19 protein-coding genes are annotated in these 14,673 nt (G+C 54.8%); 17 read left to right on the top strand and 2 right to left on the bottom strand.

Features of this window, described 5'->3' with window-relative positions:
- Positions 1-63: 63 nt before the first annotated feature.
- Entirely contained in the window at positions 64-558 is a 495-nt protein-coding gene (locus AC27IT_RS19760; RefSeq protein WP_007777570.1) for a hypothetical protein, read from the bottom strand.
- Positions 559-792: 234 nt separating this feature from the next.
- Here AC27IT_RS19760 and AC27IT_RS19755 point away from each other — a divergent pair, with 234 nt between their 5' ends.
- A complete protein-coding gene (locus AC27IT_RS19755; protein ID WP_005833082.1) occupies positions 793-1,920 on the top strand; it encodes a D-alanine--D-alanine ligase in 1,128 nt (375 codons plus the stop codon).
- Between the two features lie 192 nt (positions 1,921-2,112).
- Here AC27IT_RS19755 and AC27IT_RS19750 read toward each other — a convergent pair whose 3' ends face one another.
- Complete coding sequence (locus AC27IT_RS19750; protein WP_005833080.1) at positions 2,113-3,495, bottom strand: UDP-N-acetylmuramoyl-tripeptide--D-alanyl-D-alanine ligase; 1,383 nt, start codon at positions 3,493-3,495, stop codon at positions 2,113-2,115.
- A 255-nt stretch (positions 3,496-3,750) separates the two neighbouring features.
- Between AC27IT_RS19750 and AC27IT_RS19745 the strand changes: the two genes are divergently transcribed.
- The 16 genes from AC27IT_RS19745 (at position 3,751) to recO (ending at position 14,568) form a co-directional block, all read left to right on the top strand.
- A complete protein-coding gene (locus tag AC27IT_RS19745) occupies positions 3,751-4,074 on the top strand; it encodes a histidine triad nucleotide-binding protein (protein ID WP_005833078.1) in 324 nt (107 codons plus the stop codon).
- Positions 4,075-4,186: 112 nt separating this feature from the next.
- Complete coding sequence (gene rpsU, locus AC27IT_RS19740; RefSeq protein WP_005833076.1) at positions 4,187-4,360, top strand: 30S ribosomal protein S21; 174 nt, start codon at positions 4,187-4,189, stop codon at positions 4,358-4,360.
- A gap of 17 nt (positions 4,361-4,377) precedes the next feature.
- Entirely contained in the window at positions 4,378-4,824 is a 447-nt protein-coding gene (locus AC27IT_RS19735; RefSeq protein WP_005833074.1) for a GatB/YqeY domain-containing protein, read from the top strand.
- Between the two features lie 219 nt (positions 4,825-5,043).
- Positions 5,044-6,378 (top strand): NfeD family protein, encoded by a 1,335-nt coding sequence (locus AC27IT_RS19730; RefSeq protein WP_007777576.1) that lies wholly within the window; start codon positions 5,044-5,046, stop codon positions 6,376-6,378.
- Positions 6,379-6,393: 15 nt separating this feature from the next.
- Entirely contained in the window at positions 6,394-7,398 is a 1,005-nt protein-coding gene (gene floA / locus AC27IT_RS19725) for a flotillin-like protein FloA (protein WP_005833071.1), read from the top strand.
- A gap of 11 nt (positions 7,399-7,409) precedes the next feature.
- Positions 7,410-7,922 (top strand): hypothetical protein, encoded by a 513-nt coding sequence (locus AC27IT_RS19720; protein WP_025844862.1) that lies wholly within the window; start codon positions 7,410-7,412, stop codon positions 7,920-7,922.
- Positions 7,923-8,152: 230 nt separating this feature from the next.
- Positions 8,153-8,359, top strand: a complete 207-nt coding sequence (locus tag AC27IT_RS19715; protein WP_005833066.1) for a hypothetical protein — start codon at positions 8,153-8,155, stop codon at positions 8,357-8,359.
- 241 nt (positions 8,360-8,600) lie between these two features.
- Positions 8,601-8,897 carry a sporulation protein YqfC gene (yqfC, locus tag AC27IT_RS19710; protein ID WP_007777585.1) on the top strand — a complete coding sequence of 99 codons (297 nt, stop codon included), beginning with the start codon at positions 8,601-8,603 and terminating at the stop codon, positions 8,895-8,897.
- Between the two features lie 26 nt (positions 8,898-8,923).
- A complete protein-coding gene (gene yqfD / locus AC27IT_RS19705; RefSeq protein ID WP_487092059.1) occupies positions 8,924-10,132 on the top strand; it encodes a sporulation protein YqfD in 1,209 nt (402 codons plus the stop codon).
- 41 nt (positions 10,133-10,173) lie between these two features.
- Complete coding sequence (locus AC27IT_RS19700) at positions 10,174-11,145, top strand: PhoH family protein (protein ID WP_005833062.1); 972 nt, start codon at positions 10,174-10,176, stop codon at positions 11,143-11,145.
- Between the two features lie 36 nt (positions 11,146-11,181).
- Positions 11,182-11,661: an rRNA maturation RNase YbeY gene (ybeY, locus tag AC27IT_RS19695; RefSeq protein WP_005833060.1), complete on the top strand. Its 480-nt coding sequence runs from the start codon at positions 11,182-11,184 to the stop codon at positions 11,659-11,661.
- 9 nt (positions 11,662-11,670) lie between these two features.
- On the top strand, positions 11,671-12,042 hold the full coding sequence (locus tag AC27IT_RS19690) for a diacylglycerol kinase family protein (protein WP_197186811.1): 372 nt from the start codon (positions 11,671-11,673) through the stop codon (positions 12,040-12,042).
- 178 nt (positions 12,043-12,220) lie between these two features.
- On the top strand, positions 12,221-12,619 hold the full coding sequence (gene cdd, locus AC27IT_RS19685) for a cytidine deaminase (RefSeq protein WP_197186818.1): 399 nt from the start codon (positions 12,221-12,223) through the stop codon (positions 12,617-12,619).
- On the top strand, positions 12,612-13,529 hold the full coding sequence (gene era / locus AC27IT_RS19680; RefSeq protein WP_005833053.1) for a GTPase Era: 918 nt from the start codon (positions 12,612-12,614) through the stop codon (positions 13,527-13,529). Before cdd ends, era begins: the two co-directional genes overlap by 8 nt.
- Positions 13,530-13,648: 119 nt before the next feature.
- Positions 13,649-13,804 carry a YqzL family protein gene (locus AC27IT_RS19675; protein WP_081414799.1) on the top strand — a complete coding sequence of 52 codons (156 nt, stop codon included), beginning with the start codon at positions 13,649-13,651 and terminating at the stop codon, positions 13,802-13,804.
- Positions 13,795-14,568 carry a DNA repair protein RecO gene (gene recO / locus AC27IT_RS19670; RefSeq protein WP_005833050.1) on the top strand — a complete coding sequence of 258 codons (774 nt, stop codon included), beginning with the start codon at positions 13,795-13,797 and terminating at the stop codon, positions 14,566-14,568. The genes AC27IT_RS19675 and recO overlap by 10 nt, the downstream gene beginning before the upstream one ends.
- Positions 14,569-14,673 lie beyond the last annotated feature (105 nt).

Raw genomic sequence — 14,673 nt, 5'->3', positions numbered from 1 at the left:
ATGGGGTCGCTGCTCGCGCTAGCTGGCTGACATCCGCGCGCCGATTTCGCCAGCCTGCCAGGCTTACTGCGCAAACTGCTTGTCGTTTTTCACCTGCCGGACGAGGTCGAGAGCTTTTTTGAAGCCGAGCTCTTTTCCGAGCAAGACTTGTCCTTCGGCGGGGGTAGCGGCGCGGGCCTGGCTTAATGTTTGCAGCTCGTGGGTCAGCAAATGCTCGATGAGGTAGAGCTGGACCTGGCCGATTTCGCGCTCGCTCTTGCGGTTCCGCTCCCGGAACTTCGCCCGTTGCTGGCTTTCCTCCACATATTTGTCGATGTCATCCTCGAGAAAATGGGAGGCGTTGCAAATAATTTGCCGATAGTCATCCGTCTGGGAGGGAATCGGCCGGATGGTGTGACCGAGGTGAGCGAGCAAAAATTTGTTCAGGACGATGCTGTCCCGCGTGTAGTCGTTGTGAAGGAGCGAGTACTCCCCCAAAAAGGCGCCGTTGTCTTTGTCATAGCTGTGCAGCAGCGTGTACGTGGAGCAATACGTACAGTAAAGCAAGTAGTCTCTCATGGACATCCCTCCAGCAAAATAGCTCCATGACAGGGTCTTTACTTCCCATGATATGACGAAGTTTCGCGGTGGGTGATACTTGCTTCTCTTGTATTTGCCGGTCGGTTTGTGTATGCTAAATGACGAGCTTTTGCCCGGTACAAAGTGCAGATGCTGGGCGCGTGCATAGCATAGGAGAGAGATGAAACTAAGGTAGACTCTTTGCCTGCCACAGAGGAAAGGAGCATGGCACGGATGGGAACAGAAAAAATCCGTCTGGGAATTATTTATGGGGGAAAATCCTCGGAGCACGAGGTTTCTTTGCGGACGGCCTTGTCGATCATGAAGGCTGTGGATGCGAATAAATACGAGGTAACGCCAATTTACGTGCAATTGGACGGCTCCTGGGTAAAAGGAGAGGCGCTGGCAGGCCAACTGCCGGAAAAAATCGACGCGCTGCGCTTGACGACAGGCGACCAGGCGATCAACCAGGCAACCGGATCGGGACAGGAACTCATCCCGGCGAGCAAGCCGGCATCGTTGTTTTCCATCGGCCAGCAGGTAGATGTGATCTTTCCGGTCGTCCACGGCCCAAACGGCGAGGACGGCACGATTCAGGGGATGCTCGAGCTTGCCAACCTGCCTTATGTCGGCACGGGCGTCATGGCCTCCGCGGTCGGCATGGACAAATGGATGATGAAAACCGTCTTCGCCCAAGTCGGTTTGCCGCAGGTCAAGTACGTCGGTCTTTTGCGCTCGCAATGGGAGAAAAACCCCGAGGAAGTCGCGGAAAACATCGAGCGCAAACTCGGCTATCCGTGCTTTGTCAAGCCAGCGAACATGGGCTCTAGCGTCGGGATCAGCAAGGCGAAAAACCGTGCGGAGCTGGTGCAAGCGCTCAATCTGGCTGCCCGTTTTGACCGCAGACTGATCGTGGAAGAGTTTGTCCAGGCGCGGGAGCTGGAAATTGGCGTACTCGGCAACGAGGAGCTTGTGACGTCTGTGGTGGGCGAGATCATCGCCGCCAAGGAATTTTACGATTACGAAGCCAAGTACAAGGGAGCGGGCACAGAGTTGTCCATTCCTGCCGTCATTCCCGAGCATGTCGCAGACGGGATCGCCGACATTGCGAAAAAAGCGTTCCAGGCGCTGGATGGTTCCGGGCTCTCCCGCGTCGACTTTTTCTGGGACGAGAAAAATGACAAACTGTACATCAACGAAGTGAACACGATGCCAGGCTTCACGCCGTTCAGCATGTACCCGATGCTGTTTCAGGCAGCGGGTGTCAGTTACAGCGAGCTGATTGACCGCCTGGTGCAGCTCGCGCTCGAGCGCCACGCTGACAAGCAGCGCAACATCGTCGAAGCGGAAGGGTTGGAATAGGCAAAAGGAAAGGTGCTAGCAAATAGCGCCTTTTTCTTTTTCGCCACGCCGCCCGCAAAAAGCCAAAAGCGAACAGCAGGCACACCGGGCTCTTGACCCGAGCACGCCCCCGGCACGCTGCGAGCCGCAGGAGCCATAGCCGCTGCCGCACATGAAACAGCGCGTCCCGTACAGGACGAGAGGCGCTGTTTTTTAATCGCGATTTTCCAGATCGGAGAGCAGCGTCCACAGCTCCATGCCTTTTGACGCTTTGAACAAAAAGGCGTGGCGCTCGTCGCGCAGCGGCAAAAGAGCGGAAAGCGCCTCGGCCTTCGTGGCAAAATGCAGCTTGTGGCCGCCGTAGGCATCGTGCAGGTGGCGGCTGTCTTCGCCGACGGTGACGAGCAGCTCGATGCGGTCCGCAATGTCTGTGAGCGCTTGGCCGACTCCCGCGTGCATCTGTGCGCTTTGCGGGCCCATCTCGTACATGTCGCCGAGCACGAGCACTTTTTTGCGGGCGAAAAACAGCTCGGCAAACGTGCGCGCAGCAGCTTCCATCGACGACGGGCTGGCGTTGTAGGCGTCGCTGATGTACAGCGCGCCGTGCCTGGAGGGCACCTGCTCAAAGCGCATGGCGGACAGCTTGACAGTCGACAATGCTTCGACGATCTGCTCGGCGCTCATGCCAAGGCGTCTAGCGATGGCGACAGCCGGCAGGGCGTTCAGCACGCTATGCTTGCCGTGCAGCGGGAGGAAGGCGGAAAAGCGCTCCCCAGAAGCGAAGCAGACGTCAAACTGCGTCCCGCTGTCGGTCGGCTCGATTTGCTCTGCCCACAGGTCACAAGGCTCCTTGACCGAGTAGTACATGATCTCGCCGGAATACAGGTGGGCAATGCGCGGCAAGTACTCCGAATCCTTGTTCAGCAGGACGAGGCCGTCCGGGGCTGTATGCGGCAGCAGCTCTGCCTTGGCGAGCGCAATTTTTTCCCGCGTGCCGAAAAACTCCAGATGCGATTCGCCAATGTACGTAATCACGCTGATTTGCGGCTTGACCAGGCTGGCGAGCAAGTCGATTTCCCCGGCGTGGTTCATCCCCAGCTCCAGGACGGCGGCCTGATGTTCCGGCTCCATTTGTAGCAAGGAAAGCGGCACGCCTAAATGATTGTTCAAGTTTTTATATGTCTTGTAGACAGGGGAGCGCGCTTCGAGTACGTGGGCTACGATGTCCTTCACCGTCGTTTTCCCGATGCTGCCCGTAATCGCGATATGCGGGATCGAAAAGTCTTTCCGATAGGCGGCTGCCAGCTTTTGAAAACCGCGCAACGTGTCGTTGACGAGAATCAGCCCGAACTCATCGGGCAAGCCCGCAGGAATTTTTTCCTGATTGGATACGAGCGCCGCGACTGCTCCTTGCTCGGCTGCTTGCAGCAAAAAGTCGTGGCCGTCCCGAACGCCGCCAGTCAGCGCCACGAATAAAGAACCCGCTTTCAGTTGGCGGGTGTCAAAGTGAACGGATGACAAGACAAGATGCGGGGAGCCTGCCAGCAAGAGTCCTTCTGCATTGATTGTGGCCTGTTCCAGTGCAATTGGTTTCATGTGCACGAACTCCTTTTTCTATTGATCCATGGATCTATCTCCACCGGGAAGCCGACAACGCGAACGTGAAGCTGCGAAGTCGTGTTGTTCACGAACTCGTGAATCCTCGAAGTCATGCTACCACGCGCCCGGGAAGGCCGCAAGACAAAAGTGCGGGACTGGCCGTTGCATTTGCCGCGTGTCGTCCGCTATCATGATACTGTCTGTGCCTTGAAATCGTCGAAGCCATATACATAGCTGAAAGGGGTTGTCAAAATGGAGAAGAGCATTTTTACCCGGATTATGGAGGGCGAAATTCCAGCCCGCGTGGAATACGAAGACGAACAGGTCATCGTCATTCATGACATCGCACCAAAGGCGCGCGTCCATCTGCTGATTATCCCGCGCAAGCCGATTCCGACACTGATGGATGTGACGGAGGAAGATTTGCCGCTGATCGGCCACATTCACCGGGTGGCGCAGACGTTGGCGAAAAAGCTGGAGCTGTCCGGTTTTCGCCTGGTAAATAACTGCGGAAAAGAAGGCGGACAAGAAGTTTTCCACATTCATTACCACCTCTTGTCAGGATTTCACGAATAAAAATGAACTAAAGGTTGACCTTCATTAGTCATCTATCCTATAATGAAGTGTGACAGTCTGTTCGTACCACGATTCAGGCGTCCCACGGTTTTAGCGGAGGGAGGGAAGACAAATGGCAGAAATTCGAGTCAAGAAAAACGAGTCTTTGGATAGCGCACTTCGCCGCTTCAAGCGTGAGAGCGCCAAATCCGGGGTGATGGCGGAACTGCGTAAACGTCGTCACTTTGAGAAGCCTAGCATTAGGCGCAAAAAGAAATCCGAAGCAGCTCGCAAACGTAAGTATTAATGGACGGAGGGCCCATCATGAGTGTAATGGAGCGACTCGATCAAGATATGAAGCAAGCAATGAAAGACAAAGCTGCTCTAAAACTCTCTGTTATTCGCATGGTGAAAGCCGCTTTAAAGAATGAAGAGATTAACAAAGGCAGAACTTTGTCTGAAGACGAAGTGCTGACCATCTTGACTCGTGAGTTAAAACAACGCCGTGAATCCCTCCACGAATTTGAGAAGGCAGGCCGTGAGGAACTTGCCTTAAAATCGCGCGAAGAGATCGACGTGCTCTCCGCTTACTTGCCCGCTCAGCTCAGCGAAGACGAAATTCGCGATATCGTTCGGGAAGCAATTGCCGCCACAAATGCCGCCTCCAAAAAAGAGATGGGCAAAGTGATGGGGGCAATCATGCCGAAAGTGAAAGGCAGAGCAGACGGAACCCTCGTGCAAAAGATTGTATCTGAGGAACTACCATCGTAGACAAGCAACACCTCATATAGATACGAACGAGAAAACTCAGCCAGATGATGGCTGGGTTTTTTCTTTTCCCCCAGAGGAATTTGCGGTACATACGGCTTGCGGCGTGTCAAGGTGCTTGAGCGGTCATCTTATTGACAAAAATCTGAAACAATCTTCCCTCTCCTTCGTATACCTTATTGGGCATAAGTTGAAGCTGATACGAGGAAGGAGGTAAATGCAATGACTGCAACAAGGCCAGCTTTACGCCGTGTGCGATTGCTCTTTTCGTTTCTCTGCCTGATGATGGGGCTTTCGATGTTTTTGGCAGCGCCAGGGACGTTTGCACAGTCTTATCAAAAAGCCGTCTGGATTCCGGTAGACAACACGATTGAGCGCGGCCTGGAGAGCTTCTTGGAGAGAGCTTTCGCGGACGCGCAGGAGCAGCAGGCAGACCTTGTCATCTTGCATATTAATACGCCAGGTGGCGAAGTGGATGCTGCCGACCAGATTGGGCAGCTCATCCGCCAATCTCCCATGCATACCATTGCCTACATTGACAATCAAGCTTTTTCAGCGGGTACCTACATCGCTTTGAATGCCAATGAAATCATTATGACGCCAGGCAGCAGCATGGGGGCGGCGACTCCGATTGACCTGGCAGGCAACGCAGCCGATATCAAGTTCATCTCCGGATGGAGCAAAAAAATGTCGGCGGCCGCCAGCTTGAACAATCGCAACCCTGATGTGGCGCGGGCCATGGTCGAAATGGATACGGAGTTTCCCGGCTTGAAGCCGAAAGGAACGGTGCTCTCGCTCGACGCCCAGCAAGCCAAAACGTTGGGCTACGCGGACCGCGTCGTTTCCGGCAAGGAAGAGCTGCTGGCCAGCCTTGGTGTTCCGGGCGATTCCCTTCAGGTGATCGAGCCGACAGGCGGGGAAAAGGTCGCGCGCTGGGTGACCAGCCCGTACGTCATGAGCCTGCTGTTGGTCATCGGCCTGGTAGGAATTGTGGTTGAGCTGTTTGCACCCGGCTTTGGGGTCGCGGGTACGATCTCTCTGGTTTCCTTCGGCCTGTATTTCTTCGGTCATTATGTGGCAGGCTTTGCAAACTGGCTGCACATCGGTCTGTTTGTCATCGGAATTTTACTCATGATCTTGGAAATATTCCTGCCAGGCGGTATCGTCGGAGCGATCGGGTTTATCAGCATCGTGACCGGCCTGGTGATGGCTGCCTACGACACGCAGCAAGGGCTCGCCTCGCTGGGGCTCGCGGCAATCGTCACGGCTCTGGTGGCATTTCTGCTCATCAAACGGTACGGCGTCAAAGGTCTGCTTGGCAAATTCGTTCTCGGCGACGCGCAGCGCAACGAGGAAGGATATGTGGCGCCGAAGGACCAGCGTGACCTCGCAGGGAAAACAGGTGTTGCCCTGACGCCTTTGCGTCCGGCTGGTGTCGTGAAAGTGGATGGAAAACGCGTCGATGCGGTTTCGGCCGGAGGCTTTATCGACGCCGGAACGGCGATTGTCGTCGTGCAAGTGGAAGGCACGCGCGTCGTCGTAGCCGAACAAGAATAAAGGAGTGAACTGCACATGTTGGAAAGTGGATTGATACCTCTCATATTTATGGTGGCGGTCGCCATCGTAGCTCTCTCGATTTTCTTCTCGTTTGTTCCCGTGATGCTCTGGATTTCCGCGCTCGCCTCGGGCGTGAACATCGGGATTATTACGCTCGTCGCCATGCGCCTTCGCCGCGTCGTTCCGTCGCGCATCGTAAATCCGCTCATCAAGGCGCGCAAAGCTGGCTTGCAGTTGGATACAAACCAGTTGGAGAGCCACTACTTGGCAGGCGGTAACGTAGACCGTGTCGTGGACGCATTGGTAGCCGCGCAGCGCGCAGATATTCCGCTCGGCTTTGAGCGCGCCGCAGCGATTGACCTGGCAGGGCGCGACGTCTTGGAAGCGGTACAAATGAGCGTGAACCCGAAAGTTATCGAAACGCCAGTCGTAGCAGCCATGGCCAAAGACGGTATCGAGCTGCGCACAAAAGCAAAAGTAACGGTACGCGCCAACATTGACCGTCTGGTCGGTGGTGCGGGGGAAGAAACGATCATCGCCCGCGTCGGGGAAGGGATTGTTTCGACAATCGGTTCGTCCGCGAGCCACAAGGACGTATTGGAAAATCCGGACCTCATCTCCAAAACCGTACTGAACAAAGGTCTGGATGCAGGAACGGCATTCGAAATTCTCTCCATTGATATCGCGGACGTCGATGTAGGCAAAAACATCGGGGCGCAACTGCAAACCGACCAGGCCGAAGCCGACAAGCGCATCGCCCAGGCAAAAGCGGAGGAGCGCCGCGCGATGGCGGTTGCCCAAGAGCAGGAAATGATCGCTCGCGTACAGGAAATGAAAGCGAAAGTAGTAGAGGCAGAGGCACAGGTTCCACTTGCTTTGGCAGAAGCACTGACCAGCGGCAAAATGGGCGTCATGGATTACTACAACCTGCAAAACATTGCAGCCGATACGCAAATGCGCCAATCGTTCGGGCATCCAGGAGACAAACAGGACCCTGCCTCGCCTGACAAGAAAGAGTAAGGGCGATCGCCATGGACGATCTCTTGGATCTCCTCTTTGACTTGTTTGGCTGGCTTCTGCCTCTGATTGGAAAGTACTGGTTTATCATTTTGGGCTACATCGGCTACAAGCTGCTTGGATTGGGCGGCAAAGGAAATGGCAAAGGGAAGAAGATGTCGCAAGGGAGACCGAACCGCCCCCTTACGCCTGTCGAGACGCCATGGGCTAGGCAAGAGCCTGCTGTGACGGAGGAGCGGAAAACGGTGCGAGCCTCCGCCAAATACGAGCCGATGGACCGAGACACAGAATCGATGGAAGGCGTCGGAGTGGAGCAGGAATGGGCATTTTCGGAACCTGTACGCGCTTCGACAGGCTCCACGATTCGCCTGTCCGCGGCGGCGGCACAGTCGGCTCCACAGCGAGCGAAGCCGCAGCCTGCCAGCACCGTCGATCCGCGTGAAGGCATGAAGTGGGCGCTGATTTTCGGCGAGCCGCGCTCCAAAGCGCCATACTTCGCCGAGCGCTCTCGCAAATCGGCCAAGTAGCGGCCAAGCGAAAACAGGTGAACGTCATGTTCGCCTGTTTTTTTGTACAGATAAAAATTTCTAAGATTCTTATCCAGTATAAGGGCAACTAAGGCTGCGCCAAGCCATTGGCGCAGCCAAGTTTTCTAATTGCGTTTGTCGAAAACTTGGGCTTGTGTCCATCAAGGCGGTTGACTATCCTGAAAGTATAGAAATTTGTTCCAATAAAGATAAGGGGTAGTGGACAAGCAATGAATCAGCAAATCTTTGAGCAAATGGGGCGCTTTCGCCAAAAAGTGATTCGGCTTGCCATTTTTGAAAAGAAATCCATCTACGAAACGGCCATTGCTTGCGGGTGCTCCGCGGAAAAAGTAAAGCGCGTCTTGAAAAAATGGAAGGTGCTTACACGAAGCGAACGACAGTTGTCCGCCTTCCTTGAGAAAGAACAGCAGCGATAGGCCTCTGGCACTTGGGACTCCCGAGTGACGGAGGTCTTTTTTTGGTTGTCCACGCCCCTTTTCGCCAAAAAATCTGCCCCCTCTTTGGAAATGCGAAAGCGCAGGTTTTCGTATGAATGCCGCACAGTTCGCTCGCATACGCATAGGTAAGAATGATATTGCACCAGATGCCCGGAAGCGATTTTGGCATGACCCGTTGTAGAAAACAAGGCGCGTGCGCCAGTAGAAGGGGGGCTTATCCATGAAGCGTTGGAGCCGCCGTCTGCGCCAGTTGGCCGGAGGTGTGTTGGATCTGCCGCAAGATGTGGTCCTGGAAGTCCCGCGCATTACGATGATCGGTCACTTGCAAATGTACATAGAGAATCATCGCGGTGTTCTGCATTTCAGCGAACATGAGCTGCGCTTGCTGTTGACAAACGGGCAGATGATTGTCTCAGGCGAACAGCTTGTCATAAGAGCGATTTTGCCGGAAGAAGTGCTACTCGAAGGAAGAATTGGCGGGGTCAAATTTTTGGAGACGGGGCCGCAGGGCTCGTAGCACAAAGAAAGGTGGAGACGGCACATATGCGAAACGGACTCAAGGAATGGGTAGATGGACACATCACCATCACCGTACGGGGTAAGCGTTTTGAGCGTTTGCTGAATATGGCCGTACGGGATGGCATCCGAATCTGGAATATTCGCAGGGTCGGTTCGGAGGTGAGCCGCTGCGATATACTGATTCGCGACTATTTTCGCCTGCGGCCGCTGTTGAAGGAGACAGGCTGTCGCAGCCATGTGGAAAACAGGGACGGCCTGCCTTTTTGGCTCTTGCGCGTGCGCAGGCGCGCGGGACTGGCTATTGGCGCGGTTTTGTTTTTTATCGGATTGTACATGCTCTCCTCGTTTGTCTGGAGCGTCGAGGTGACCGGAACCAAGCATATTGATCCGGCGCGGGTGATTAAAGCCGCCGATCAGATCGGGATTAAAGAAGGGGCCTGGAAGGTCAAACTAAAGGAACCGCTGCTTTTGCAAAAAGAGCTGTTGAGCCTGCTGCCGGAAGCGGCCTGGGTCGGCATCGACATCCAGGGCACGAAGGTCAGGCTGCAAGTGGTGGAGAAGGAAGCGCCTGTCAAGCCGCTAGCGACGGGGCCGCGCCATCTCGTGGCGAAAAAGCGCGCGGTCATCCACAAAATTCTCCCCGAAGTGGGCAAAAGCCAGGTGACGAACAACCAGCTCGTCGAAAAAGGCCAGGTGCTCATCTCGGGCATTATCGGCACCGAAGAGCGCCAGCAGGCTGTTTCGGCGCGCGGCAAGGTGCAAGGGGAGGTCTGGTATGTCAGCAACACCTCGGTGCCGCTGAAGCAAACGCTCTACCGCTTGACCGGAGAGCGCCAGGAGCAGCAGTACTTGCTGGTGGGGCCGTACGCGATCCAGGTGTGGCCGTTCAACAAGGAAGTGTTTGCCGACGCCCAGACCGAAGAAAAACGGTACGTCCCCTCTTACGCCGGGTACACGTCGCCGATCGGCTGGAAAACGGTCACGTACACGCAAATCGAGCCGATTACGAAGCAATTGAGCGCAGAAGAGGCGACGGAGATAGCGAAAAAATTCGCCAGAGCAGACATTTTGCAAAAAGCTGGTAAAGATGCGTTCATTCAGGACGAAAAAGTTTTGCACGTCACCGCAGAGAATGGTAAAGTTTACGTAAGCATTCATTTTTCCGTCATTGAAGAAATTGCCGTTGAACAGCCGATCATCCCCCAGGCACCCGTGAACAATGGCAATCCGTGACGTCATATTGCTGATAACCGTTGCAAGGAGATGGAAGCCTGTTGCACGTACAAGATGAGGTAAGAATCCCGTTTTCAGACGCATCTGAGGCCTTGTTGTTGTTTGGACCGCACGACGCGTACCTAAAGCTGATCGAGGAAAAAAGTCCTGCCCGAATCATGACCCGCGAAGGCGAACTGGTCATTAGCGGCGACAAGCCGGAAGTGGATAAGCTGACGGAGCTGATTGGCATTTTGCTGCAGCTAATCCGCAGAGGAATTGCACTGTCCGAGCGCGACATTTCGTATGCGATGATGCTCGTCGGCCGGGGAGAAGCAGCGCAACTGCTGGATGTTTATGATGAGGAAGTGGCACGCACCCAGCGCGGAAAGGTGATCCGGGCCAAAACGCTCGGCCAGCGGCACTATTTGTCGGCGATCAAGAAGCACGACATCGTCTTCGGAATCGGGCCTGCCGGAACGGGAAAAACGTATTTGGCGGTGGTTACGGCAGTGACCGCGTTGAAAAATGGACGTGTCAAACGGATCGTTCTTACCAGACCGGCTGTGGAAGCGGGAGAGAGCCTTGGATTTTTGCCTGGCGATCTGCAGGAAAAGGTAGACCCGTATTTGCGTCCGCTCTATGACGCCTTGTATGACATGCTTGGCACCGAGCAGGTGGCCAAGATGATGGAGCGCGGACTGATTGAAGTCGCTCCGCTGGCGTACATGCGCGGTCGTACTCTAGAAGACTCGTTCGTCATTTTGGACGAGGCGCAAAACACCACTCCCGAGCAAATGAAAATGTTTTTGACCAGGCTTGGGTTCGGGTCCAAAATGGTGATTACGGGTGACGTGACACAGGTTGACCTGCCCAAAGGCAAAAAGTCCGGACTGCGCGAAGCGGAGCGGATTTTGAACCGGATACCGGACGTAGCCTTCATCCATTTCCAAGAAGGGGATGTCGTGCGACACAGCCTGGTGCAAAAAATTATCGCGGCCTATGCTAAGGAAGAAGCCGATCACGGCTATTGATAAATCGCGTTTGCAAAAAAAGGAGATTGTTCATCTGTGCTATCTGTAGAAATCCTCCATGAAGAAATCGAACCGCTTGATGAAAGCCTGCAAAAACTGCTGACCGACTGTCTCGAAGCATGCGCAAAGCTGGAGGACGTACAGGGAGAAGTAGTCGTTACGCTGGTCACCAACGAGCGGATTCACGAGCTGAACCGCGACTATCGCGGCGTGGATCGTCCGACAGACGTTTTGTCTTTCGCCATGAACGAACCGGGTGAGGGCGAAATGGAAATCTTCTTCGACGAGAGCGAAGCGGACGAAGTTCCAAATATGCTTGGAGACATTATCATCTCCGTGCAAAAAGCGCGTGAGCAAGCTGAGGATTACGGCCACTCCTTCGAAAGAGAGCTGGGCTTTCTCGCTGTGCATGGCTTTCTCCATCTGCTCGGCTACGATCACGGCACGCCGGAAGAGGAGAAAGAAATGTTTTCCCGTCAAGAAAAAGTATTGGAGCAAATCGGCTTGACGAGGTAGGAGATCACGTTGAAGGAATTCCGGAGATTGGCGAAAAGCTTCGGCTGCGCCTTGCAAGGAATCGGGCACACCGTAAAGACACAGCGAAACATGCAAATCCACGTAGCCGCTGCTGTAATCGTACTGGCGGCGGCCTGGTGGCTGCACATCCCGCGCAGCGATGTTTTGCTGGTCTTTTTTTCTATCGGCCTTGTCTTTTCGCTGGAGCTGGCGAATACGGCTGTAGAGGCAGTCGTCGACCTCGCCTCTCCAGACTGGCACGAAAAAGCGAAAATCGCCAAAGACGCGTGCGCAGGGGCTGTGCTGGTGGCGGCGATTTTGTCTGTCATTATCGGCATGGCTGTCTTCGGGCCGCCTTTGCTGCAAAAAATAGCGGGCTAGCCTGCGGCATGTCCCAGCCGGACGTTTGCCAGGCCCCGAATAGACGACTGACCGGACGAGCCTTTTTGGGAGGCCATGAAGTCTGGTCTCTTGGCGTCTCTTCGTCAGGGGGGCAGGCGCGTTTTTTCCGGTTCGCGAAAAATCGTGGTAGAGACTACGTATAAGAGGAATGATGAGAATGGATAAACAAGCGTTACTGGCGAAAGCCATCGAAGCAAGGGAGCTGGCGTACGTGCCGTACTCCAAGTTTCAGGTGGGAGCGGCGCTGTTGTGCGAGAGCGGCAACGTATACCTCGGCGGCAATATCGAAAATGCGGCGTACTCGCTGTGCAACTGCGCGGAGCGTACCGCCCTGTTCAAGGCGTTTTCCGAGCGGGATCGCACCTACAAGGCGCTGGCGGTGGCAGCAGATACGCCGGGGCCGGTGTCTCCGTGCGGCGCTTGCCGTCAGGTGATCGCCGAGCTGTGCCCGCCGGACATGCCGGTATATTTGACCAACCTCAAAGGGGACGTGGAGGAAACGACAGTATCTGCCCTGTTGCCAGGGGCATTTTCCAAGGAGGATTTACGTGGATAACCGCAAGACCAAAAAGTCATTCAAATCAGGGTTTGTTTCGATTGTCGGCAGACCGAACGTGGGCAAATCGACGCTCTTGAATCACATCGTCGGCCACAAGATCGCGATCATGTCGAACAAGCCGCAAACGACGCGCAACAAAATTACCGCCGTGCATACGACGGAAGACGGGCAGATCATCTTCCTCGATACGCCGGGCATTCACAAGCCGCAATCCAAGCTCGGTAACTACATGGTTTCGGTTGCGGAAAACACGCTGAACGAAGTCGATCTCGTGCTGTTTGTCGTCGACGCGACCGAAAAGCGCGGCGCAGGTGACGACTACATCATCGAGCGGCTGAAGCAAGTCAAGACCCCGGTATTTTTGGTCATCAACAAAATCGACAAGGTGCATCCGGAAGCTTTGCTGCCGATCATCGACGACTACCGCAAGCTGTACGATTTCAAGCAGATCGTTCCGATCTCGGCGCTTCAGGGCAACAACACCAGTTCGTTGACCGAAGCGATCATGGGCGAAATGGAAGAAGGCCCGATGTTCTACCCGGCCGACCAGGTGACCGATCACCCGGAGCGCTTTGTCGTAGCGGAGCTGATTCGGGAAAAAGTGCTGCACCTGACACGCGAGGAAGTGCCGCACTCGATCGCCGTCGTCGTGGAAGAAATGAAGCGCGGCGAAAACGGGAAAACGCTGTACATTTACGCTGCGATCTACGTCGAGCGCGATTCGCAGCGCGGCATTTTGATCGGGCAAAAAGGCCAGATGCTCAAAGAGATCGGCCGACGGGCGCGTAAGGACATCGAGCGTTTGATGGGCGATCAAGTGTTTTTGGAGCTGTGGATCAAGGTGAAAAAGGACTGGCGCAACCAGGAGCGCATGTTGCGTAACTTCGGCTTTTTTGACGAGGAATAACAGCCGGGTCAGTGTCCTTCGTTTTCATTCGTGTTAATTTTTCCAAGGCATAGAATAACGGGCGCAGGTGATTCTAAGAAGGAAGTGGAGAGACCCGATACAGGAAAGGATGATGCTCCATGCTTCGTGACTTTTCTTGGAGAGTTTTCGCTTCAACCGGTGACATCCATGCTTACCTTCTCTACCGCGATCACCATCAGGCAGACGGCTCCTCGGAAGACGCGCTGCTTGATCTCGCCCAGGAAGAATTGGGTGACTCGCAGGCATGCTTGTAAAGTGGGAAGGGATTGTCATTCGCAGCGTGGACTACGGCGAGTCCAGCAAAGTGGTGACGTTGTTTACCCGGGAGAACGGCAAGCTTGGCGTGATGGCGCGCGGTGCAAAAAAGACCAAGAGCCGTCTTGCCGCCGTCTCCCAGTTGTTTTCGCACGGCTACTTTCTGTGCAAAGCAGGACCCGGAGCAGGAATGCCTGATTTGTCACAGGGGGACATACTGGATTCGTTTCGGGATATGCGGCAGGGCCTCACGGCGACGGCTTATGCCGCTTACATAGCGGAGCTTTTGGATCGATTGACACACGAGAGGGAGCCGAATCCTTTTTTGTTCCAGTTGCTCCTTCAGACGTTTCGCTACTTGGATGAAGGGGTGGACCCGGAAATTCTTTGCCGCATTTTCGAGATGAAGATGTTGAGCGTGGCCGGAATCTCCCCGCAGTTGTCAGCTTGCGCGAACTGCGGACAGCAGCGGGAGCCGTACGCGATCAGCGTGTCGCAGGGGGGACTGTTGTGTCCGTCCTGTCAGCCTTTTGATCCGTATGCTTTGGCGGTTACGCCCTCTACCTGGAAGCTTTTGCGGCTGTTCCAGGTCTTTGATTTGGAGCGGCTCGGCGATATCGAGGTGAAGCCGGCGACGCGCAGCCAGCTCAAGCATGTCATCCGCAGCTTCATGGATGAGCACCTCGATCTGCGGCTGAAAAGTCGCGCCTTTCTGGAACAGCTTGAGCGAATGGAAAGGATGGCGCAGCCGGACAGTGACTGATTGACATCCGATTTTCTTTTCGCTATGATAGGTAGCAAACTTACATATCGAAATGTTGCCATGAAGGAAAAGAGTAGTCGGCCACTGTGTGCCAGTAGCGAACCG

Source organism: Brevibacillus sp. YAE8 (assembly GCF_057543335.1).
This window is presented reverse-complemented; position numbering and strand designations above follow the sequence as displayed.

Bases quoted from the DNA above. Each gene is read 5' to 3' on its own strand.
- AC27IT_RS19760 (WP_007777570.1), bottom strand. From the start codon at position 558: ATGAGAGACTACTTGCTTTACTGTACGTATTGCTCCACGTACACGCTG.
- AC27IT_RS19755 (WP_005833082.1), top strand. From the start codon at position 793: ATGGGAACAGAAAAAATCCGTCTGGGAATTATTTATGGGGGAAAATCC.
- AC27IT_RS19750 (WP_005833080.1), bottom strand. From the start codon at position 3,495: ATGAAACCAATTGCACTGGAACAGGCCACAATCAATGCAGAAGGACTC.
- AC27IT_RS19745 (WP_005833078.1), top strand. From the start codon at position 3,751: ATGGAGAAGAGCATTTTTACCCGGATTATGGAGGGCGAAATTCCAGCC.
- rpsU (WP_005833076.1), top strand. From the start codon at position 4,187: ATGGCAGAAATTCGAGTCAAGAAAAACGAGTCTTTGGATAGCGCACTT.
- AC27IT_RS19735 (WP_005833074.1), top strand. From the start codon at position 4,378: ATGAGTGTAATGGAGCGACTCGATCAAGATATGAAGCAAGCAATGAAA.
- AC27IT_RS19730 (WP_007777576.1), top strand. From the start codon at position 5,044: ATGACTGCAACAAGGCCAGCTTTACGCCGTGTGCGATTGCTCTTTTCG.
- floA (WP_005833071.1), top strand. From the start codon at position 6,394: ATGTTGGAAAGTGGATTGATACCTCTCATATTTATGGTGGCGGTCGCC.
- AC27IT_RS19720 (WP_025844862.1), top strand. From the start codon at position 7,410: ATGGACGATCTCTTGGATCTCCTCTTTGACTTGTTTGGCTGGCTTCTG.
- AC27IT_RS19715 (WP_005833066.1), top strand. From the start codon at position 8,153: ATGAATCAGCAAATCTTTGAGCAAATGGGGCGCTTTCGCCAAAAAGTG.
- yqfC (WP_007777585.1), top strand. From the start codon at position 8,601: ATGAAGCGTTGGAGCCGCCGTCTGCGCCAGTTGGCCGGAGGTGTGTTG.
- yqfD (WP_487092059.1), top strand. From the start codon at position 8,924: ATGCGAAACGGACTCAAGGAATGGGTAGATGGACACATCACCATCACC.
- cdd (WP_197186818.1), top strand. From the start codon at position 12,221: ATGGATAAACAAGCGTTACTGGCGAAAGCCATCGAAGCAAGGGAGCTG.
- AC27IT_RS19675 (WP_081414799.1), top strand. From the start codon at position 13,649: ATGCTTCGTGACTTTTCTTGGAGAGTTTTCGCTTCAACCGGTGACATC.
- recO (WP_005833050.1), top strand. From the start codon at position 13,795: ATGCTTGTAAAGTGGGAAGGGATTGTCATTCGCAGCGTGGACTACGGC.